This window comes from Sphingomonas prati (genome assembly GCF_014643515.1).
GTDB classification, from domain to species: domain Bacteria; phylum Pseudomonadota; class Alphaproteobacteria; order Sphingomonadales; family Sphingomonadaceae; genus Sphingomonas_R; species Sphingomonas_R prati.
Genome location: NZ_BMJP01000001.1, coordinates 780323 through 801800 on the forward strand (window position 1 = coordinate 780323; position 21478 = coordinate 801800).

At 67.2% G+C, this 21478-nt stretch carries 19 protein-coding genes and 1 tRNA gene; 14 read left to right on the forward strand and 6 right to left on the reverse strand.

Features of this window, described 5'->3' with window-relative positions; translation table 11 throughout:
- Positions 1 to 26: 26 nt before the first annotated feature.
- A complete protein-coding gene (locus IEX50_RS03515; protein ID WP_229673620.1) occupies positions 27 to 2093 on the reverse strand; it encodes a putative bifunctional diguanylate cyclase/phosphodiesterase in 2067 nt (688 codons plus the stop codon).
- Between the two features lie 138 nt (positions 2094 to 2231).
- Here IEX50_RS03515 and moaA point away from each other — a divergent pair, with 138 nt between their 5' ends.
- From moaA to IEX50_RS03535, 4 genes are all read left to right on the forward strand, one after another.
- The gene (moaA, locus tag IEX50_RS03520) at positions 2232 to 3233 is read left to right on the forward strand and encodes a GTP 3',8-cyclase MoaA (RefSeq protein ID WP_157175633.1); all 1002 of its coding nucleotides are present in this window, start codon (positions 2232 to 2234) and stop codon (positions 3231 to 3233) included.
- On the forward strand, positions 3233 to 4006 hold the full coding sequence (locus IEX50_RS03525) for an NAD kinase (protein ID WP_157175632.1): 774 nt from the start codon (positions 3233 to 3235) through the stop codon (positions 4004 to 4006). Before moaA ends, IEX50_RS03525 begins: the two co-directional genes overlap by 1 nt.
- Positions 4007 to 4084: 78 nt before the next feature.
- A tRNA-Asn gene (locus IEX50_RS03530) sits at positions 4085 to 4159 on the forward strand.
- A gap of 154 nt (positions 4160 to 4313) precedes the next feature.
- Complete coding sequence (locus tag IEX50_RS03535) at positions 4314 to 5657, forward strand: alginate O-acetyltransferase AlgX-related protein (protein WP_157175631.1); 1344 nt, start codon at positions 4314 to 4316, stop codon at positions 5655 to 5657.
- Between the two features lie 158 nt (positions 5658 to 5815).
- Here IEX50_RS03535 and IEX50_RS03540 read toward each other — a convergent pair whose 3' ends face one another.
- Together IEX50_RS03540 and secA are read right to left on the reverse strand one after the other, a co-directional pair.
- Positions 5816 to 6193 (reverse strand): DUF305 domain-containing protein, encoded by a 378-nt coding sequence (locus IEX50_RS03540; RefSeq protein WP_157175630.1) that lies wholly within the window; start codon positions 6191 to 6193, stop codon positions 5816 to 5818.
- Positions 6193 to 8931: a preprotein translocase subunit SecA gene (secA, locus tag IEX50_RS03545; protein WP_157175629.1), complete on the reverse strand. Its 2739-nt coding sequence runs from the start codon at positions 8929 to 8931 to the stop codon at positions 6193 to 6195. The genes IEX50_RS03540 and secA overlap by 1 nt, the downstream gene beginning before the upstream one ends.
- A 219-nt stretch (positions 8932 to 9150) precedes the next feature.
- Between secA and IEX50_RS03550 the strand changes: the two genes are divergently transcribed.
- The 4 genes from IEX50_RS03550 (at position 9151) to IEX50_RS03565 (ending at position 13242) form a co-directional block, all read left to right on the forward strand.
- Entirely contained in the window at positions 9151 to 10677 is a 1527-nt protein-coding gene (locus IEX50_RS03550) for a circularly permuted type 2 ATP-grasp protein (RefSeq protein ID WP_157175628.1), read from the forward strand.
- A complete protein-coding gene (locus tag IEX50_RS03555) occupies positions 10677 to 11609 on the forward strand; it encodes an alpha-E domain-containing protein (RefSeq protein WP_157175627.1) in 933 nt (310 codons plus the stop codon). The genes IEX50_RS03550 and IEX50_RS03555 overlap by 1 nt, the downstream gene beginning before the upstream one ends.
- A complete protein-coding gene (locus IEX50_RS03560) occupies positions 11609 to 12430 on the forward strand; it encodes a transglutaminase family protein (protein WP_157175626.1) in 822 nt (273 codons plus the stop codon). Before IEX50_RS03555 ends, IEX50_RS03560 begins: the two co-directional genes overlap by 1 nt.
- A 107-nt stretch (positions 12431 to 12537) precedes the next feature.
- The gene (locus tag IEX50_RS03565) at positions 12538 to 13242 is read left to right on the forward strand and encodes a proteasome-type protease (protein ID WP_229673622.1); all 705 of its coding nucleotides are present in this window, start codon (positions 12538 to 12540) and stop codon (positions 13240 to 13242) included.
- A gap of 122 nt (positions 13243 to 13364) precedes the next feature.
- Here the strand turns inward: IEX50_RS03565 and IEX50_RS03570 are convergent, their stop codons facing one another.
- The gene (locus tag IEX50_RS03570) at positions 13365 to 15299 is read right to left on the reverse strand and encodes a S9 family peptidase (protein WP_157175624.1); all 1935 of its coding nucleotides are present in this window, start codon (positions 15297 to 15299) and stop codon (positions 13365 to 13367) included.
- A 70-nt stretch (positions 15300 to 15369) separates the two neighbouring features.
- Complete coding sequence (locus tag IEX50_RS03575; protein WP_184075175.1) at positions 15370 to 15855, reverse strand: Fur family transcriptional regulator; 486 nt, start codon at positions 15853 to 15855, stop codon at positions 15370 to 15372.
- Positions 15856 to 15939: 84 nt separating this feature from the next.
- Here IEX50_RS03575 and IEX50_RS03580 point away from each other — a divergent pair, with 84 nt between their 5' ends.
- The 6 genes from IEX50_RS03580 (at position 15940) to IEX50_RS03605 (ending at position 21080) form a co-directional block, all read left to right on the forward strand.
- Positions 15940 to 17025, forward strand: a complete 1086-nt coding sequence (locus IEX50_RS03580; protein ID WP_157175623.1) for a COX15/CtaA family protein — start codon at positions 15940 to 15942, stop codon at positions 17023 to 17025.
- Positions 17026 to 17175: 150 nt separating this feature from the next.
- Positions 17176 to 17658: a 50S ribosomal protein L13 gene (rplM, locus tag IEX50_RS03585; RefSeq protein ID WP_076068515.1), complete on the forward strand. Its 483-nt coding sequence runs from the start codon at positions 17176 to 17178 to the stop codon at positions 17656 to 17658.
- The gene (gene rpsI / locus IEX50_RS03590; RefSeq protein WP_157175622.1) at positions 17655 to 18242 is read left to right on the forward strand and encodes a 30S ribosomal protein S9; all 588 of its coding nucleotides are present in this window, start codon (positions 17655 to 17657) and stop codon (positions 18240 to 18242) included. The genes rplM and rpsI overlap by 4 nt, the downstream gene beginning before the upstream one ends.
- Before the next feature lie 201 nt (positions 18243 to 18443).
- Positions 18444 to 18860, forward strand: coding sequence for a hypothetical protein (locus IEX50_RS03595; protein WP_157175621.1), 417 nt, complete (start codon positions 18444 to 18446; stop codon positions 18858 to 18860).
- A gap of 200 nt (positions 18861 to 19060) precedes the next feature.
- On the forward strand, positions 19061 to 20284 hold the full coding sequence (argJ, locus tag IEX50_RS03600; protein WP_157175620.1) for a bifunctional glutamate N-acetyltransferase/amino-acid acetyltransferase ArgJ: 1224 nt from the start codon (positions 19061 to 19063) through the stop codon (positions 20282 to 20284).
- Position 20285: 1 nt separating this feature from the next.
- Positions 20286 to 21080 carry an inositol monophosphatase family protein gene (locus tag IEX50_RS03605; RefSeq protein WP_157175619.1) on the forward strand — a complete coding sequence of 265 codons (795 nt, stop codon included), beginning with the start codon at positions 20286 to 20288 and terminating at the stop codon, positions 21078 to 21080.
- Between the two features lie 64 nt (positions 21081 to 21144).
- Here IEX50_RS03605 and trxA read toward each other — a convergent pair whose 3' ends face one another.
- Positions 21145 to 21465, reverse strand: coding sequence for a thioredoxin TrxA (gene trxA / locus IEX50_RS03610; RefSeq protein WP_157175618.1), 321 nt, complete (start codon positions 21463 to 21465; stop codon positions 21145 to 21147).
- Positions 21466 to 21478 lie beyond the last annotated feature (13 nt).

Here is a 21478-nt window from a genome sequence, read left to right on the forward strand (position 1 = left end):
AGGGCCGTCTTGTCCCACCTCCGAGATCAACGCCTCTGCCAACGCGTCACCAGCCGGGTCAGCGCGGCCATGTCGAGCGGCGGCGCACACAGGAACCCCTGATAACTGTTGCACCCCTGCGCGGCGAGCAACTCCAACTGCCTCGCGGTCTCCACCCCTTCGGCGATCACAGACAGGCCGAGCGACTTGGCCATCCCGATCACACTCTGCACCACCACCCGGTCGCGCGTCGTGCCGGTAATGTCCTGGCTCATCCGCCGGTCGATCTTGAGGTAATCGAGCGGCAACGACTTCAGATAGGCAAGACTGGAATAGCCCGTCCCGAAATCGTCGATCGCCACCCGCACGCCCCCGGCGCGCAGTTCCGCCAGCAGCCCCGCCGCCGCGCGCAGATCCTCGATCAGCCCGCTCTCGGTCACCTCCACCGTCAGCCGCGATCGCGCGAAGCCCGCCTCGTCCGCCGCCGCGAGCAACGTCGCCGCGAAATCCGGCCGCACCATGTCCGCCGCGGTCACGTTCACCGCCAGCCGCAGCTTGGCCAGCAGCTCCGGCCAGGCCGCCGCCATCGCCAGCGCCTTGCGCTGCACATGCCCGGACAGCGCGGCAAGATAATCGGACCGCTCCGCCACCGAGAACAGCGTCGCCGCACCCAGTTCGCCGAGCACCGGGTGATGCCACCGCGCCAGCGCCTCGACACCGGTCACCGCATTGCTGGTGATGTCGACCTGCGGCTGGAACAGGATATCGATCTCGTCGCGGGCCAGCGCACGGCGCAGGTCGATCTCCAGCCGCGCATCGCGCTCCGCCACCGCCTCGCCTGCGCTCTCCAGCATGCGGATCGCGTCGCCGTCCGCCGCCATCGCCTCCGCCAGGGCAGCCGAGGCACGGCGCAGCAGGTCCGCCGACGCACGGTCGCCCGCTGCCGATGCGGCGATCCCGATCCTGCACCCCAGCGTCACGACATGCTCGCCCGCCGCGAACGGTCGCGCAATCGACTCTGCGATTTGTCCCGCCAGGAACCGCGCATCGTCCGGCCCGGCTGGCGCCGCCATCCCCACCAGGAACTCGGACGACGCGAGCCGCGCGATCATCCGCTGACCCGCCCGATCGTTCGCCGCCAGCCGCTCGATCCGCCGCGCCACGCCCTGCAACAGGCTGTCGCCCACGCTCCGCCCGAACGCCGCGTTCAGCATGTCGAACCGGTTGATCCCGACGATCATCACGACGCAGCCCGGCTCCGCCGCATCCGCCAGCCGTCCCGCGATCCACGCTCGCGCGCCCGTGCCGTCCGCCAGCCCGGTCAGCGCATCGCCGCGCGGTTCCGCCCGCGGCCCGCTGGTCAGTTCCTCGATCTGCCCGAACACCACGTCGGTCCCGTCCGCGATGGTCAGATGATGCACCAGCCGCCGTCCGTCCGCCGCATCATGCGCGAACGCCGTCGGCCGCCCGGTCGCCCGGATCCGCCGCAACGCCTCGATCGCCGCCCGCCGCCCGGGCGCGTCCAGCCGGCGCAGCATCGCGCGTGGGCTCGTATCGGACGCCAGGTTCGGCCCCGGCGCGACGATCACCGTTCCCCCGCCATATCCCGCCCCCGGATGCCAGCGCCAGCTGTCGTGCGGCGCCTCCACCGCGTGCGCCGCCAGCCGCGATCCGGCCAGCCGGTCCGCATGCCGCGCCGCGAAGCGCAGGTGGATGCCCAGCACATCCTGGTCGAACGGCGGGGCCAGCACATGCGTCGCCCCGGCGTCATACGCCGCCTCCAGCGTCACGGCCGCGGCATCGGGGACCAGCGCCAGCAAGGCGGCATGGTTCGTCTGCGCGGGCCCGTTCAGCGACCGCATCGCCTCGATCGATTCCGGAAAATCCAGCCGCCCGTCGACCACCGCGATGCTAGCGCCGCTGGCCAGGAACCGCGCCGGCGCGCCGTCCGCACGCCTCGCCGCAATCGGCCGCCACCCGCTGCGCATCACGGCATCGGCCAGGTCGTCGCGGTTCGCGAACGACAATATGAAGGCCGGGGGCGCAAAATTCGCGGCCGTGCCGGGCATGTCGTCGGGCAGGCGCACGGCCCTCGTCGCGGTTTCGGTTCCCATCACGGTCATGATAGCCACAACGCAGTCGGAACGTCCCGGAAAATCGGTTGTTATACGGCACGTGCGAATGAGACATCCGTCTCGGGATCGCCGCTTGTTCCCGGTCCCCCCTGCGCTTAAGTTCAGATCGTGAGCGATATGCCTGATGCATCCCCGTTGATCGACGGTTTCGGCCGGACGATCACCTACCTGCGGATATCGGTTACGGATCGGTGCGACCTGCGTTGCCGCTACTGCATGTCCGAAGCGATGACGTTCCTGCCGCGCTCGCAGGTCCTGACGCTCGAGGAAATCGCCCAGCTCTCTGACGCGTTCATCGCGCGTGGCGTGCGCAAGATCCGGCTGACCGGCGGCGAACCACTCATCCGCCGCGGCGTGCCCGAACTGGCACGCATGATCGGCCGTCACATCGGCCACGGGCTCGACGAACTCACGCTCACCACGAACGGCACGCAACTGGCGAAACAGGCCGGCGGCCTCGTCGCCGCCGGCGTCCGACGCGTGAACGTCAGCCTCGACACGCGCGATCCGGACAAGTTCCGCCACGTCACCCGCTGGGGCGATGTCGCGGTCGTGCTCGACGGGATCGCCGCGGCCAAGGCGGCCGGGTTGAAGGTCAAGATCAACATGGTCGCGCTCAACGGCTTCAACGACCAGGAAATCGAACCCATGCTGCGCTGGTGCGGCGCGGAGGGGCACCACCTGACCCTGATCGAAACGATGCCGCTCGGCTCGATCGACGAGGACCGCGTCGATCGCTACCTCCCGCTCGACCGCGTCCGCGCCGACCTCGCCGAACGTTACACGCTGCGCGACATCGCGGAGACGAGCGGCGGACCGGCGCGCTACACGATCGTTGAGGAACTCGGCGCGAAGCTCGGCCTCATCACCCCGCTCACCCACAATTTCTGTTCCACCTGCAACCGCGTCCGCGTGACCGCATCGGGCAGCCTGTTCATGTGCCTCGGCCATGAAGACAAGGTCGACCTGCGCGGCGCGCTCCGCACCGGCGGCCGCGCCGCGCTCGACGAGCTGCTCGATCGCGCGATGCGCCTGAAGCCGCTTCGCCACGCATTCGAAATCGCCGATCGCGAGGCCGCACCCGCGACGTCGCGACACATGAGCGTCACCGGCGGCTGATGCCCGACCGCCGGCTCGCCCTCGCCGCATCGCCGACCGAGGCGGCCCAGGACGCGGAGCGCGAGCTGCGCCGCCGTCACGACTGGGTCCCGGTCGAGGAGGCCGACACGATCGTCGCGCTCGGCGGCGACGGCTTCCTGCTCCAGACGCTCCACCTGATGCTCGACCGCCACCGCATTCTGCCGGTGTTCGGCATGAACCTCGGCACGGTCGGCTTCCTCATGAACGAATGGAGCGCGGAGGATCTGCTCGGCCGCATCGGCCGGACCAAGCCGTTCACCGTCAACCCGCTCCGCATGGACGCGACAACCATCGACGGCCAGAGCTTCACCAGCCCCGCGATCAACGAAGTCTCGCTTCTCCGCGAAACGCGTGAGACCGCCAAGCTGGAGGTCATCGTCAACGGCCGCACTGTCCTCCCCGAACTGATCTGCGACGGCATCCTTGTGGCCACCCCGGCAGGCTCCACGGCCTACAACCTGTCCGCGCAGGGCCCGATCCTGCCGCTCGACTCCATGCAGCTCGCGCTGACGCCGATCAGCCCGTTCCGCCCGCGGCGCTGGCGCGGCGCGATTCTGCCCGAACGCACCCGCATCTCGTTCCGCGTGCTCGATCCGGTCAAGCGCCCCGTCTCCGCCGTCGCCGATCAGCGCGAGGTGCGCGACGTCGCGACCGTCGACATCGCGATCGACCGCACCAATCCGCTCACCCTCCTGTTCGACCCGGAACATGCGCTCGACGACCGTATCACCATGGAACAGTTCGCCTTCTGACGCCGCTGCCTGAAACAGGGGTTGCCAGCGTCCGTCCGGTGTAGCATAGGCGCGCCTCGCCCGAACGAAACGGGCTGTTCCCCGGTAGCTCAGTGGTAGAGCGTTCGACTGTTAATCGAATGGTCGCTGGTTCGAATCCGGCCCGGGGAGCCATCGCTGCGTGGAGCGGCATTCCGACACTTTCGTCGTTATTCGGCATGTTTTCGTCGAATTCCGTTCGCGTGGAAGTTGACGTATCATATGATCTGCTAGCATCAGTTTTGCCTACGGCTATAGTCCGTAAGGACCAGGCTGGGGCGGTGATGACATGGGCGCGAACGACAAGAGCGTTGTCGGTAGTCTGGATCTGATCCTTAACGGTCGAACCTATCTTGGTTGGGCATATTCGCCTTCGCTTACCGACAACCGGCGTCTCATCGTCCGGCTAGTAAGCGATAATGCCGTTCTGGCTGTGGGTCATCCGGCTACGGTGCGAGAAGACCTCCGGCATCTAACCGAGCAGCCGACCGGTTTTGAGATCAACATTGGGGACGGCGTACACGCAGATGTCGAGTTCGACTCTCGCGCGGCAGTCGTCGTCGACGACGGTACGACGACGACCGTCTTGCCGATCTTTCATACCGCGGCTGACCAGTTGAAAATTCATCAAGCATACTCCATCCTGTCGTCGCTTTCGAAGCCGATGCCTCCGGCTCTCGGACGGGAAATCGCTGCTTTGGACCCGCTTTCCGACGTGCCGCCGATCCGTCCCTGGTCGCCGCCGCCCGCCGATCTATCCTGCCTTGCACCGATCTTCTTCGAAATCGGTGCAATGTCCCCGGACGGCGGAACGCTCGTCGGGCGCGACGGTGCGCTCTTCCTCGCCGGTGGTAGCAATGCGGTCGCTACGCTATACAACCGAAGCGAAAATGATCTTGCTCGCGCCAATCTGATTGGCCGTCGTTGGAACGACCTGTTCGCCGCGCGGCGTCGACGCATGGCCGATCTCGGCGCACAGTATTTGCAATTGATCGTGCCGGAGAAGCAATCGATCCAAGGCCATCTAATGGAACCGCCCCTGGCAGGCGCCACACCGCTGCTTGAAGCGATTGAGCGCAACGCCGATCCCGCCTATCTGTCCACCTTTGGTCTTCTACTCAATGCGGAACAGACGAAACGCACTTATCGCCGCAATGACACGCATCTCGGACCTTTCGGAGCTCAGCATGTCGCTCAGGCGATAGCAACTGCAGTCAATGTCACTATCCCGATTCCGACCCTTACGAAACTGGCAGTCCGCGAAGGCGATCTCGGCGGAAAATTCAACCCGGAAATCTGGGAGACGGTAGATGAACCGCTCGAAATTCCAGGAACGATCATGCCCGCGCGGACAACCATCCACCTCCCCGACGACGGCCGCCACATCGGCCGACATTACTTGTTTCGGAATGCCGCCGCCCTGTCTCCGTTAAAGGTCGTATGCTTCGGTAATTCCCAGTTCGAGGCCGGCGACTTGCCTCAGGCGCTAACATGGTGGGCGGCTCGCATCTTCTCCGAATTCCATTTCATCTGGGATCCGGCATTTGACGATGCCTATATTGATCGGATCCGTCCTGACGTTGTTATCGGCCAGACAATCGAGCGGTTCCTGGACAGGGTCCCGTCGCGCTGATTGACGTTCAACGACACTACGACCCGAAACCGACCTTACCGCCCACTTCTCGCTCGCGGTCATCCTCATCCGCGGCGTGGCCTCAGATTGGCCTCAGCCGAGATTGTCCTCGCGGTGAGTGCACTAACGCTCCAGTTCCCCCGGATGCGGACATTCGGTTACCTGACCGGATGCTTCGCCAGCCAGGCCGTGATGGCTTCGATCTCCGCCCGCTGTGCCTTGATCACCGCGCGGGCCAGCGCCAGCGATTCCGGGTCGCGCCCGTGGGCCAGTTCGACCTCAGCCATCGCGACAGCAGCTTGATGGTGGACCAGCATCTGGCGGTTGAAGTCGACGTCCGCATCGCCACTATACGCCGGCGACGCCTTCATCATCCCCGCCATCGATTCCCGGTAACCCCGCGTCGCCGCGCTGTCGCCCGGTGCGGCGTCCATCGCCATCCCGTCCGCATGCGGCGTCGACTTGGGCGCATCGCCCTTGCCGCACGCCGCGACGCTCAGGCACGCCGCGACCAGAACACCCGCCCGCACGCGCATCAGGCAAAGGCCCCGTGGCAATGCTTGTACTTGCGCCCCGACCCGCACGGGCACGGCGCGTTACGGCTGACGCGACCTTCCCACTCGGACGGATCGTCGCCCAGTTCCTCGACCATATCCGGCTGCATGCTCTGCATCGGCGGCAGCGTCGTCGTAATGTACCCCTTCGCCCCCGCGTCCATGTCGAACGTGTCGTCCATGCCGGTCAGCGGGTCGAAATGGCTCGTCAGGAAATCGGGCATCTCCGGCAGTTCGGGGGCCTGGTCGAACCGCGCATTACCCAGCACCTTGGTCACGTCCTCGCGGATCTCGACCAGCATCTTCTCGAACAGCGCGAACGCTTCCTGCTTATACTCGTTGATCGGCGTCTTCTGAGCATAGGCGCGCAGGTGAATGACCTGGCGCAACGCGTCGAGCGTCGACAGATGCTCCTTCCAGTGATGGTCGAGCGACTGCAGCATCACGCTCTTCTCGACGCCGCGCCAGTTCTCGACCGGCATGGAGGCGACCTTCTCCGCCATCGCCGCGTCGGTAGCGGCCTGCAACCGCTCGGTCACCATGTCGGGCTCGATGCCCTCCTCGGCGAACCACTCCGCGATCGGCACGTCGACGCCCAGCATGTCCTGCGCACGCGTGCGGAGCGACTCCGCATCCCATTGCTCGGGGTAGCTGTTCGGCGGGCATGCGTCGGCGACCAGCGCGTTGACCGTCTCGGCCCGCATGTCGGCGACGATGTCGTCCACCGTCTCGGCATCCATGATGTCGGAGCGCTGCTCGTACACCACCTTGCGCTGATCGTTCATGACGTCGTCATATTCCACGACCTGCTTGCGCACGTCGTAGTTGCGCGCCTCGACCTTGCCCTGCGCGGTCTGGATCGCCTTGCTGATCCAGGGGCTGACGATCGCCTCGCCATCCTCCAGATTCTTGTTGAGCATCTTCGCGAACATCGTCTGCGGCCCGAAGATGCGCAGCAGATCGTCGTCCAGCGACAGGTAGAAGCGGCTCAGCCCCGGATCGCCCTGGCGCCCCGAACGACCACGCAGCTGGTTGTCGATCCGCCGGCTCTCATGCCGCTCGGTCCCCAGCACGAACAGCCCGCCCGCGGCCAGCACCGCGGCCTTCTCCGCCTCGATCTCCTTGGCGATCCGCTCGGCGACTTCCGCATATTCCGGCGTCCCCTCGACCAGGTCGGGATGCTCGTCCAGCATCCGGAATTCCAGGTTGCCGCCCAGCTTGATGTCGGTCCCGCGCCCGGCCATGTTCGTCGCGATGGTGACGGCACGCAGCCGCCCCGCCTGCGCCACGATATGCGCCTCACGCTCGTGGAACCTTGCGTTTAGCACCTCGTGCTTCACCCCGTCGCGCGTCAGGAATTCGGACAGCATCTCCGATTTCTCAATCGACACGGTGCCGACCAGGATCGGCTGGCCACCCTCCGCCTTCTCGCGGATCGTCTTGGCAATCGCGGCGAACTTGTCGCCGATATTCTTGTAGAACTCGTCTTCCTCGTCGATCCGCAGGACCGGCACGTTCGTCGGGATGGTGACGACGTTCATCTTGTAGATCTGGTAGAATTCGGCCGCCTCGGTCGCCGCCGTGCCGGTCATGCCGCCCAGCTTCGGGTACATCCGGAAATAATTCTGGAACGTGATTGATGCCAGCGTCTGGTTCTCTGGCTCGATCTCGACGCCCTCTTTGGCCTCCACCGCCTGATGCAGCCCGTCGGACCAGCGCCGCCCGTCCATCATGCGCCCGGTGAATTCGTCGATGATGACGACCTTGCCGTCCTTCACCAGATAATCGACGTCGCGCTTGAACACGACGTTGGCGCGCATCGCCTGGTTCAGGTGGTGGACGACCTGCGTATTTTCGAAATCATACAGATTGTCGCCGGCCAGCAGCCCCGCCGCCTCCAGCATCCGCTCCATCCGCTCGGTGCCGTCCTCGGTCAGGATCACCGACTTCTGCTTCTCGTCCAGCTCGTAATCGTCCGGCGCGATCTGCTTCACGATCGCGTCGACCTGCATATACAGCTCGGACTTGTCGTCGGTCGGACCGGAGATGATCAGCGGCGTCCGCGCCTCGTCGATCAGCACCGAATCGACCTCGTCGACCACGCCGAACTTGAACGGCCGCTGCACCATCATGCCGCGGTCATACTTCATGTTGTCACGCAGATAATCGAACCCGAACTCGTTGTTCGTGCCGTATGTGATGTCGCACGCATAGGCGTCGCGGCGCTGCTGGTCCGACAGGTTCGGCACGATCACGCCGGTGGTCAGCCCCAGGAAGCTGTAAATCTCCGCCATCCAGCTGCTGTCGCGCGCCGCCAGATAGTCGTTGACCGTGACGACGTGGACGCCCTCGCCCGGCAACGCGTTCAGGTAGACGGCCAGCGTCGCCATCTGCGTCTTGCCCTCGCCGGTCCGCATCTCCGCGATCTCGCCGCGGTGGAGCACGATGCCGCCGACCAGCTGCACATCGTAATGGCGCTGCCCCAGCACACGCCGCGCGGCCTCCCGCACCGTCGCGAACGCTTCGGGCAGGATCTGGTCCAGCGTCTCGCCCGCGGCCAGCCGCTCGCGGAACAGCACCGTCTGGTTGCGCAGGCCCTCGTCGTCCAGCGCCTGCATCGCCGGCTCGAACGATCCGATCTTGTCGACCGTCGGCTGCAGGGATTTGACGTATCGGTCGTTGGACGAACCGAAAATGGCCTTGGCAATGCCGCCGAACATGGACGTTCCTTGGAAAGAATGCGCGGGGTCGCGGCGTGCAGCCATCCCGCGATGATATCAGGGGCGAGATAGGTGGCGGAGGGGATCGCGTCAATCGACGGGGCGACCCGGCCCCGCGGCGCGTCCCCCCGCCCCCCGGCCCTGCCCCCTTGTGCGATGCGCCGATCCCATGCAGTCTTAACCGCGTTCGCTCACCAGATGGCGGACGCCAGGAGGTTCATGCCTAGGTCCGGTGCTTACGACGAAATCTGGGGCGCATCCGGCAGCCGCGAAGGCCGGCCGGAATTCAAGCATCTCGCCGACTGGATCCGCGATACCGACACGGTCGAGTTCGACCGGCGCCAGGCCGCGGCCGAGGCGGCGTTCCGACAGCTCGGCATCACCTTCGCGGTCTATGGGCAGGAGGAAGCCGGCGAACGGATCATCCCGTTCGATATCGTGCCGCGCGTGTTCACCGCGCCCGAATGGGAACAGCTGTCGACCGGCCTGGTCCAGCGGGTCGAGGCGATCAACGCGTTCCTCGACGACCTCTACGGCGCGCAACGCATCCTGAAGGACGGCGTCGTCCCGGCCGAACTCGTGCTTGCCAACGCGCAATTCCGCCCGCTGCTGATGGGGGCGCGCCCGCCGCACGGCATCTATGCGCATATCTGCGGCATCGATCTGGTCCGCACCGGCCCGACCGACTTCTTCGTGCTGGAGGATAACGCCCGCACCCCGTCCGGCGTCTCCTACATGCTGGAAAACCGCGAGGCGATGCTCCGGCTCTGCCCCGAACTGTTCCAGACCTATGACGTGCTGCCGGTCGATACCTACCCCGATCGTCTTCGGGAAACTCTCGAGTCCGTGTCGCCGCGCTCCGATCACCCGGTCTGCGTGCTTCTGACCCCGGGCCACTTCAACTCCGCCTTCTACGAACACAGCTTCCTCGCCGATTCGATGGGCATCGAACTGGTCGAGGCGGCGGATCTCGAGGTCGACGACGACATCGTCTGGATGCGCACCATCGACGGCCGCGTCCGCGTCGACGTCATCTACCGCCGGATCGACGACGACTATCTCGATCCGCTGTTCTTCCGCCCGGATTCGATGCTCGGCGTCCCCGGCCTGCTCGCCGCCTATCTCGCCGGCAACGTCACTCTCGTGAACGCGCCCGGCACCGGCATTGCCGACGACAAGGCGATCTACAGCTACATGCCCGACATCGTCCGCTACTATTCGGGCGGCGAGGCGAAACTGCCCAACGTCGAAACCTATCGCTGCCGCGAACCGCAGGCGCTGCAATATACGCTCGACAACCTCGCCGACCTGGTGGTGAAGCTGGTCGACGGATCGGGCGGCTACGGCATGCTCGTCGGCCCGACCGCCAGCAGCGCGGAGATCGAGGCGTTCCGCGCCGCGCTGATCGCCGAACCGCACCGCTACATCGCGCAGCCGACGCTGGCGCTCTCGACGGTCCCGACGCTGGTCAAGGACGGTATCGCCCCACGCCATGTCGACTTCCGCCCCTTCTGCCTGACCGGCGCGGACGGCGTCAGCATCGTTCCCGGCGGCCTCACCCGCGTGGCGCTCAAGGAAGGCTCGCTCGTCGTCAACAGCAGCCAGGGCGGCGGCACGAAGGACAGCCTGATCCTCGCCCCCAGCCGCCAGACGATCGACCCGGACGGGATGCACCAGACGCTCGGAAAGATGAGCCAGACGATGGGACGCGGAATGAAACCCATGCAGTCGATGGGTCGGCGCTGATGCTCGCCCGTACCGCCGCCTCGCTCTACTGGATCGGCCGCTATGTCGAGCGCGCCGAGTTCACCTCGCGCCTGCTCGAGGCGACGATCCGGTTCGACGCGCTCTCCTCCCGCCCGGCGGGTGAGGCCGCGTGGGACAGCGCGCTTGCCGTCGCCGCCGCAGACCAGGGCTTCGACGCCACCGGCGCGGACCGCACCGCCGCGAACGTCAGCCGCTATCTGACGCTCGACCCCGCCAACCCCGGTTCGATCCGCTCCTGCCTCGATGCGGCGCGCTCCAATTCCAAGTCGGTCCGCACCGCGCTCAGCCGCGACGCGTGGGAGGCGATCAACCGCGCCTGGCTCGGCATCCGTCAGGCGACGTCGGGCGGCAACTACGCCACGCTCGCTTTGGTCGAAACGCTCCGTGCGGAGGCCCGCGGGTTCGAGGGCGCGCTCCACCGCATGCTCCGCAACGAGGCCTATTTTTTCCTTGGCCTGGGCGCCGCGATCGAACGGGCGGACAACACCGCGCGGCTGATCGACGTCAAATACCACCTCCTGCTGCCGGAGGGCGAAGAGGTCGGCGGCGCGGTCGATCGCGACCAGTGGACGACCATCCTCCACACCGTGTCCGCCAACACAGCTTATCGCTGGCTCTACCGCGATCAGCCCAAGCCGTGGCGCGTCGCCGATCTGCTGATCCTGCGCCGCCAGATGCCGCGCTCGCTGCTCGCTTCGGCGGACGAGGTCGTGGGGCTGCTCACCGCGCTCGCCAAGCTGCGCGGGTTGCAGGGCGAGGCCGACCGCGCCGCCCGCACCCGCCAGGCGACGCTCGCCAACAGTACGATCAGTACGATCTTCGCCGGCGGCCTGCACGAATGGCTGGGCTGCTACATCGTTGAAAACGCGCGCATCGACCGTCTGGTCAGCACGCAGTTCCGGTTCGCCTGATGCGCCTCTCCATCCTCCACCGCACCACCTACACCTACTCGCAGCCGCAGACGCGGCTGATGCAGTTGCTGCGCATGACGCCGTCCAGCCACATCGGCCAGCATGTCGTTGACTGGCATATCGACATCGATCGCGACGCGCGGCTCCGCTACCGCCGCGACGGGTTCGGCAACGAAACCGCGATGCTCTATGTCGACGGGCCGGTCGATACGATCACGCTGACCGTCGCGGGCGAGATCCTGACCGAGGACACCGCCGGCATCGTGCAGGCCGCGAACGAGCCGCTCCCGCCGCTCGTCTACCTGCGCGCCACGCCGCTCACCGAACTGGACGAGGGGCTTGCCAGCTTCGCGCGCGATCTTGCGCCCGACGCGTCGCCGCTCGACCGCGCCCATGCGCTCAACCGCGGCATCGGCGAACGGATGCGGTTCGACACCGGCACGATGGACGTCGAACGCGCCGCCGCCACCGCCTTCGCTGCCGGCCACGGCGTCTGCCAGGACATGGCGCATGTCTTCATCGCCGGCGCACGCGTGCTGGGGCTGCCGGCGCGCTATGTCTCCGGCCACCTGTTCCGCCGCGACGGCGCATCGGACCAGCCCGCGGCACACGCCTGGGCGGAGGCCTATGTCGACGGCATCGGCTGGATCGGGTTCGATCCCGCCAACGCGATCTGCCCCGACGACGCCTATGTCCGCGTCGCGGTCGGGCTGGATTACCGGGAGGCCGCACCCGTGTCCGGCGCCCGCACCGGCGGCGGGATGGAGACGCTCGACGTCGGCGTGCGCGTCGCGCTGTCGCAGATCCAGTCGCAGGGATGACGGGCGGGCGATCTTAACATGACCGCTTCCCACGGCCATTTCCGGGGCATAGTCTGCGTCCGATGACCTATTGTATCGGTATCAACGTCCGCGACGGGCTCATCATGATGTCGGACACCCGCACCAACGCGGGCATCGACAACATCTCGTCCTATCGCAAGATGCACGTGCTGGCGGACGGCCCGGACCGGCTGATCATGTGCCTGTCGGCCGGCAACCTCTCGATGACGCAGCATGTGCTGGGCCAGCTTGCCGAGGGCCTGGAACCCAAGGCGGCCGGCGACCATCGCCGCATGATCGCGGACCAGCCGTCGATGTTCCGCGCGGTCCAGCTTGTCGGCGAAGCGGTCACCCATGCCGATGCCGAAATCGGCGCCGGCCTGCGCGCGGCCGAGATCAACGGTGGCGTCTCGCTGCTCGTCGGCGGGCGCATCGGCGGCGGGCCGATCCGGCTGTTCCTGGTCTACGACGCGGGCAATTTCATCGAATGCCTGCCCGAAAGCCCGTTCCTCCAGATCGGGGAACGCAAATACGGCAAGCCGATCCTCGACCGCACGATGAACTACGACACCGAACTCGAGGAAGCGGTCAAGGTCGGCCTCCTCTCGTTCGACTCGACGATCCGCTCCAACCTCTCGGTCGGCCTGCCAATCGACATCGTCGTCATCCCGGCCAACGCGTCCCGCCCCGTCATCCGCCGCCGCATCGAGGCCGACGACCCCTATTTCCAGAACCTCTCCGTCCGCTGGTCCATGATGCTCAACGAAGCCCGCGCCACGATCCCCGACCCGCCGTTCATGCGGATGGGGTGACGTCGTCTTCTTCCCCCTCTCCCCTCCGGGGAGAGGGGAGCAACGCCACCACAAACGCAGCACTTAAAACAGGAGTAGCCCCCCTCTCCCAACCCTCTCCCCGAGGGGAGAGGGCTAAGCAATCACTCCACCCCAACCCCAAACAACTTCCCCAGAAACACGGTCTCCACGGCGCGCCGCAGGTCGTTGTTCCCCTTCTTCAAAAACCCGTGCCCCTCGTCCGCGAACAGCACGTAGGACACTGACACCCCGTTCGCGCGGATCCCCGCCACCACCTGTTCGCTCTCCGACTGCGGCACGCGCGGGTCGTTCGCGCCCTGCATCACCAGCATCGGCTTGCGGATCTTGGCTACGTTGCGCAGCGGCGAGATCCGGTCGAACACCGCCTTCATCGTCGGATCGCGCTCATCGCCATATTCCGCCCGGCGGTTGTCGCGGCGATACGCCTCGGTATTGGCCATGAACGAGTTGAAGTCGCTGATCCCGTACCGCTCGACACTCCCTACCAGCCGGTCGGCATAATGCTCCGACACCGCCAGCGACATGTACCCGCCATAGGACTGGCCGTAGACCGCGACCCGCTTCGCATCCAACCCCGGCTGCGTCCCGATCCAGTCGAGCAGCGCGCCGATATCCTTCACGCTGTCCTCGCGCTTCGGCCCGTTGTCGAGATTCAGATACTTCGTCCCATAGCCGTCCGACCCGCGGACATTGGGCAGGATGACGGTCGCGCCCAGCACGTCCGCGAAGTACTGCGCCCCGTAATTCCAGTTCGGCCGCGTCTGCGCCTCCGGCCCGCCGTGGATATCGATGATCACCGGCGTCCGCACCCCCGCCGCGATCCCCTTCGGCCGATAGACGAACGCCGGCACCGACAGTCCGTCGAACGACTTGAACCGCACGAGCGTCGGCTCGGCCAGCGCCGCGGGGTCGAGCCCGCCCAGCTCGCTCTCTGTCCAGCGCACCAGCTGCCCCGCCGTCACGTCCCACGCCCAGACGTCGCCCGCCGACGTCGCGGTCGACAGGCCGATCGCCAGCCGTCGTCCGTCAGGCGTGAACCTCAGCCCCGTCAGCACCCCGCGCGGCAGTGTCGGCTGCGGCAGCATCTGCCGCGTCCGCACCGGCGTCACCACGACGCGCGAGAACCCGTCTTCGTTCACCGCATAAGCCAGCGTCTGCCCATCGTCGGACAGGTCGTATTCCTCGACGTCCCACTTCGACGCCGGCGTCAGCACGCGGATCGCCCCGCCCGCGACGGGCAGCTCGATCAGCCGGCGGACATCCGACTCCCGGTCGCTGATCGCGATGATCCCGCGCCCGTCCGCGGTGAAACGCGGGTCCTCGTACCGCGCCGCCGGCCCGGTCGCGACCGGCGTCACCCGCCCGCTCGCGATATCAAGCAGCGACAACGTCGTCTCGCGGTTCGAAATACCGCGCGTCAGCAAGATCGTCCGCCCGTCCGCGCTGATATCGGCCGGCCCGATCGCGCCGGTGCCCTTCAACAGCACGCGCGCGCTCTTCGGATCGCCCGGGTTCGCGATCATGATCGTATAGTCGCCCGACCCCTTCGTCGCGCGCGACCACGCCATGATCCGCCCGTCCTTGCTGAACGTCGCGGACTGGTTGCGCGTGCCAGGCTCGGTCATCCGCACCGGCTGCCCGGTCGGCCCCGCGGCATAGATCTGAAACCACTCGTCGCCGCCGGTATCACGCCCGAACACCCAGGCGTTACGCCCGGGGATCGCCTGCGCGCCCGCCACCGGCTCCGCCGCGAACGTCATCTGCGTCCGCGCCGCACCAGGGGCGCGGACATGGTGCAACTGCTGCGTCTCGCCGAACCGCGTCGCGATCAGCATCGAACCGTCCGGCAACCAGTCCTCGAACAAAGCCGCCCGGCTATTCTGGTAACGCTGCACCGCATCGGCCACCGACTGCGGAATGGCCGGCACGTCGTACAACGTCGCCGTCCCGACGGTCCGCACCACGGGAGCGGGCGCTGCCACCGCGATCGCAGGCAGGCTGGCGGCAGCAAGAAAAGCAGTCAGGATCAGGCGCATGCGGGTCTCCGGTTGATGACCCGTTGGAACCGCCCCGGCCCGTCAGGTCAAGCGGAACCCGCCCGCCCCCTCAGGCAGCCGTAACAGCCACCGCCGCACAGGCCGCACACCGCCCGCGCACTTCGATCACCGGCCGTACCGGCTCGAACCCGGCATCGGTCGCCGCCTGCCGCACAGTGTCGGTGATGCGATCGTCATCCAGATGCGTCGTCTGCCCGCACACGTCGCAGACGAGGAAGATGCAGTCGTGTCGGCAATCCGGATGCGCGTTAGTGACGTAGGCGTTCGCGCTCTCGATCCGGTGCGCCAGGTTCGCCCCCACGAACAGGTCGAGGATCCGGTACACGCTGTTCGCCGCGACGCGCCGCCCCTCCGCCTTCGACACCGCATCGGCGATGTCATAGGCCGACGCCGGCCGTGCGAACTGGTCGAGCGCCCCGAACACGCGCGCCCGCATCGGCGTCCATTGCTCGCCCGCGCGTTCCAGCGCGCGCTGCGCTGCGGTGGCAAGGGCGGCACCTTCGTGCAGGCGGTGGTTCGGGCCATGGGACATCATGACATAGCTAATGCCCGCCCCGCCCCGCCACAAGGACGCTCCGTCCCATTGAACGCACGCCGCCACGGGGCCATAGGTTGGTCCATGCGTATGTCCCGTCCCAACGCCCGCGCCACCCGCCCCCGCGCCATCGCCAACTGGCTGATCGCAGTGGCCGTGCTGGTCTTCCTCATGGTCGTCGTCGGGGGGATCACCCGGCTGACCGAATCCGGCCTGTCGATGGTCACGTGGAAACCGATCTCCGGCATCATCCCGCCGCTCAACACGGCGCAGTGGATGGCCGAATTCGACGCCTACCGCGCCACGCCCGAATATCTGAAGGTGAACCGCGGCATGACGCTGGCCGCGTTCCAGGGCATCTTCTTCTGGGAATATCTGCACCGTGTACTCGGCCGCGTCATCGGCCTCGCCTTCGCGCTGCCGCTGCTGTGGTTCTGGTTCCGCCGCGCGATCCCGGTCGGCTACGGCCCGCGGTTTGCCGCCCTGCTCTCGCTCGGCGCGTTGCAGGGTGGGATCGGCTGGTGGATGGTCGCCTCCGGCCTCGTCGACCGGCCGGACGTCAGCCACCTGCGCCTCGCCACGCACCTGTCCACGGCACTCTTCATCTTCTCCGGGCTGATCTGGACGGCGCGTGACCTCCGCCTCATGGCCCGCGACGCCGGCGTGCCCCCCGCCCGCCTCCACCGCGGCGCGCTGATTGCGCTTGCCATCGTCGCGCTGCAGATCATCATCGGTGCGCTCGTGGCCGGGCTCGACGCGGGCTACGCCTTCTCCAGCTGGCCGATGATGGGCGAAAGCTGGTTCCCGGCCGGCGGCTGGCGCGACACGATGAGCGTTGCGGCCAACCTGATCGACAACCCGATCGTGGTACAGTTCGTCCACCGCTGGTTCGCCTGGATCGCCGCAGCGGCCGCCGTTTGGCTGGCGATGCGCGCCTCCCGCACGGGGGCGATGTGGGCACTGCCGCTCACCGGCGGCCTCGTCGCGGCGCAGATCGCGCTGGGCATCGGCACCTTGCTGTCCGGCGTCGCGATCCCGCTGGCGGCCGGGCACCAGGCGGTCGGCGCGCTCCTGCTCGCCGCACTCGTCGCCTGCGCGCACCGCGTCGGGTCGTCGCCGGTGCGTGCCGCTAACCGCTCGCCGCGGTCCAGCCCGGTGCTCGCCCACTGAGCGGAACAGGCGCTCTAAACCGCACGGTATCCTGATACCCGTCAGGAAACCCGCGGTTTGCTTGACTCTTTCGGGCCTTTCCGCGATTGACCGGCCGTTCGCGCCGCCCTGTGAAGGGCGGCGTCCTCGTTTCCGTTGAAAGGCACGCCCATGAAGGCGCTGATGAAGACGACGAAGTCGGCCACGCCGTACACCGTCGAAAAGAAATGGCATCTGATCGATGCCGATGGCCTGGTCGTCGGGCGCGTCGCCTCGATCATCGCCAACGTCCTGCGCGGCAAGCACAAGGCGTCCTACACCCCGCATATCGATTGCGGTGACAATGTCATCGTCATCAATGCCGACAAGGTGCGCTTCACCGGCCGCAAGGCTGCGCAGAAGGTCTACTACCGCCACACCGGCTATGCCGGCGGCATCAAGGGCGTGACCGCGGCGAAGGTCCTCGAAGGACGCTTCCCGGAACGCGTCTTGGAAAAGGCCGTGGAACGCATGATCCCGCGCGGCCCGCTCGGCCGCCAGCAGATGCGCAACCTGCGCCTCTTCAAGGGCACCGAGCACGACCATGAAGCACAGCATCCGCAGGTGATGGACATCGCCGCGATGAACCCGAAGAACAAGGTGGGTGCACGATGACCGACGACCGCCAGAATGACGCCCAGAGCGATGGTCGCCAGTCGCTCGCAGACCTCGCCGCGCTGACCGGCGCGACGCCCGCCCCGGCCGCCAAGGCCGATGTCGTTCACTACAACGACGAAGGCGAGCAGACGAACGAAGCACCGGCCCAGCCGGAAACGCCGTTCACGCCGCTGCGTGAGCAGATCATCGACGCGCAGGGCCGCGCCTACGCCACCGGTCGACGCAAGGATGCGGTCGCTCGCGTCTGGGTCAAGCCCGGCACCGGCAAGATCACCGTCAACGGCCGCGACCAGGAAGTGTATTTCGCACGTCCGACGCTGCGTCTGGTGATCAACCAGGTGTTCGACATCGCCGATCGTGGCGGCCAGTATGACGTCGTCTGCACCGTCAAGGGCGGCGGCCTCTCCGGCCAGGCCGGCGCGGTCAAGCACGGCATCAGCCAGGCGCTCACCCGCTACGAACCGGTCCTCCGCGCCGCCGTCAAGGCCGCGGGCTTCCTGACCCGCGATCCGCGCGCCGTGGAACGCAAGAAGTACGGCAAGGCAAAGGCCCGCCGTAGCTTCCAGTTCTCGAAGCGCTAATCCAACCCCGACCCCGGTCGGCCAACGAAAGGCCCCGCAGCAATGCGGGGCCTTTTTTGTTGCGAATAGACCGGACCACTTTCCCAGGAACCACCCTAGAAAGTTCCCCGGCGAAGGCCGGGGCCTAGACGCGACTGCGACACCACGCCGACACGCGGATGCGGACTTGATAACCACCAACCGATCGCGCCACATCGCCCCATGGAACGCCGCGGCCGCATCATCAGGATCACCTGGGCCGCGTGCCTCGTCCTCGCCGGGCTCAACCACGCGTGCATCCTGCTCCAACACGGCCTGTTCTGGGACTACAACGGCGCCGCATTGGCCAGCGCCGCTTACTGGTTGAGCCTCACGGTCATCGATCCGCTCGTCGCAGCCCTCCTGTTCCTCCGGCCGACCATAGGGGTGCCCGCAACCGCCTTCGTCATCACGGCGAATGTCGTCCACAACCTGGCTGTAACGAGCGCTTACGTCCCCGATGGCGCATTGTTCCGATTTGTGCTCGCAAGCCCACAGCTACTCGCCCAAATCGGTTTCATGCTGTTCGTCATGGCTACATGGGCCACCGCATGGCGCGATGTCCGCACGGGGCAACGCACGGCCCGCGAAGGCGCCTGAAGGGAGGCTCAGCAGCGCCGCGCACGTGATGAAGCACCGTCGCAACCCATCCTTGGATACGGGTCTTCGACTGCGCTCATCTCCTGCTCAGGACAAACGGGGGACAAGTTCAGAACCCCCAACACAAAAGCCCCCAATCATTCCCCCTCCCGCCACAACACGCTAAGGCTCCCCCCGCGCCCGTCGCCGCAGGAGTACCGATGACCGACCTCTCCCCGCTCGCCCTGCCCTTTCCCGATCTGCCGCCGGTCGCCGGCGTCCGGCTCGGCATCGCCCGCGCCGGGTACAAGGCCTGGGATCGCGCCGACCTGACCTACGCCGCGTTCGACGAGGGCACCGTCGTCGCCGGCGTCACGACGCAGAGCCTCTGCCCCTCGCCCGAAGTCGAATGGTGCCGCGCCGCACTCGTCTTGGGCCATGCCCGCGCGCTGGTCGTGAACGCCGGCAACAGCAACGCCTTCACCGGCCACCGCGGGCGCGCCGCGGTCGAGGCGATCGCTGCGCGCGTCGCCGGCACCACCGGTTGCCGCCCGTCCGACGTGTTCGTCGCCTCGACCGGCGTCATCGGCGTTCCCCTGCCGATCGACCGTGCAGAGGCAGGCATCGACGCGGTGCTCGCCGCCCCCCCGGCCAGCTGGGCCGACGCCGCGGCCACCATCATGACGACCGACACCTTCCCCAAGGGCGCCGTCACCCACGCGATCGTCGACGGCCGCCGCGTCACATTGATCGGCATCGTCAAGGGGTCCGGCATGATCGCGCCCGACATGGCGACCATGCTCGGCTTCGTCTTCACCGACTGCGCAATCACCTCGCCGCTCCTCCAGGCGATGCTGGCCGAAGCCAATGCGACGACCTTCTCCTGCATCACGGTCGACGGTGACACCTCGACCTCCGACACCGTCCTTGCCTTCGCCACGGGCCAGGCCGGCAACGCCCCGCTGGACTCGGACGAGGCCCCCGCTGCCGACGCCTTCCGCGCCGCGCTCATCGATCTCTGCCGCATGCTCGCGCAGGCCGTCGTCCGCGACGGCGAGGGCGCGTCGAAGTTCGTCACCATCGCGGTCACCGGCGCCAAATCGAACGCCAGCGCGCGCCGCATCGGCCTGTCGATCGCCAACTCGCCGCTGGTGAAGACCGCGATCGCCGGCGAGGACGCCAACTGGGGCCGCGTCGTCATGGCGGTCGGCAAGGCGGGCGAACCGGCCGAACGCGACCTGCTTTCGATCCGGTTCGGCGACACGCAGGTCGCGACCGCCGGCATGGCCGTCGAGGGCTATGACGAAGCGCCCGTCGCCGCGCACCTGACCGGCCGCGAGATCGAGATCGGCGTTGACATCGGCCTGGGCGATGGCGCCGCCACCGTCTGGACCTGCGACCTGACCCACGGCTACATCGCCATCAACGCCGATTATCGGAGCTGACATGCACGGACTGCACACCGAAGTCTCCGGCCTCATGCGGCGCGTCGCGACCGAAATCATGATGCCGCGGTTCCGCAACCTCGCCGCGCACGAGGTCAACGACAAGACGCCCGGCGACCCCGTGACGATCGTCGACCAGGAAAGCGAGGCGCTGCTCACCGACGCGCTCGCCCGTCTGCTGCCCGGCGCGCGCGTGGTGGGGGAGGAAGCCGCCTCGCTCGACCCCACCGTCCTCGACGGGATCGGCAACGGCACGGTCTGGATCATCGACCCGCTCGACGGCACGAAGAATTTCTCGGAGGGCATCCACCCGTTCGCGATCATGATCGCGCTGACGGTGGACGGAGAGCGCGAGGCCGGCTGGATCCTCGATCCGACCACCGACCGCATGTGCCACGCCGCCCGCGGCCTCGGCTCCTTCGTCAACGACGAGCGCGTCCGGACCCAGCCGACCACCGGTCCGCTTCCGGTCGCGGCGCTGGCGCTGCACTATCTCGACGACGAACGCCGGCAGGACCTCATCGAACGCTCGCGGGACGCGCTCAACCTCGTCGCCATCCCGCGCTGCGCCGGCGAACAATATCCGCGGCTGGTGCTGGGCCAGAACGACATCGCGCTGTTCGAACGCACCTGGCCCTGGGACCACGCCCCCGGCGGCCTGTTCCTCGAGGAAGCCGGCGGTCGCATCGCCCGTCCGGACGGCACCCCCTACCGGATCGGCACCCCCGGCGTCGGTGCCATCGCGGCTGCGACGCCCGAACTCTGGGACCGCGCCGCCACCGTCATGTTCGGCTGATCCGGCTCGGGCACAAAAAAAGCGGGGGAGAAGCAACCGCTCCTCCCCCGCCTCGGCACTCAGTTCAGAGTGCGCCTTCCAGCCAGCTCTTCAGCTGGCTCTTCGGCGCTGCGCCCACCTTCGTCGCGGCCGCCTCGCCGCCCTTGAACAGGATCATCGTCGGGATGCCGCGGACGCCGTAGCGTGCCGGCGCATCCGGATTCTCGTCGATGTTGATCTTCGCGATCGTCACCTTCTGGCCCAGCTCCTCGGACAGTTCCTCGAGCGACGGCCCGATCTGCTTGCACGGCCCGCACCATTCCGCCCAGAAATCGACGAGCACGGGACCGTCCGCCGCGATCACATCGGCGTGGAAACTGGTGTCGGTGATCTTCTTCGTGGCCATGGTCATGCTCCTG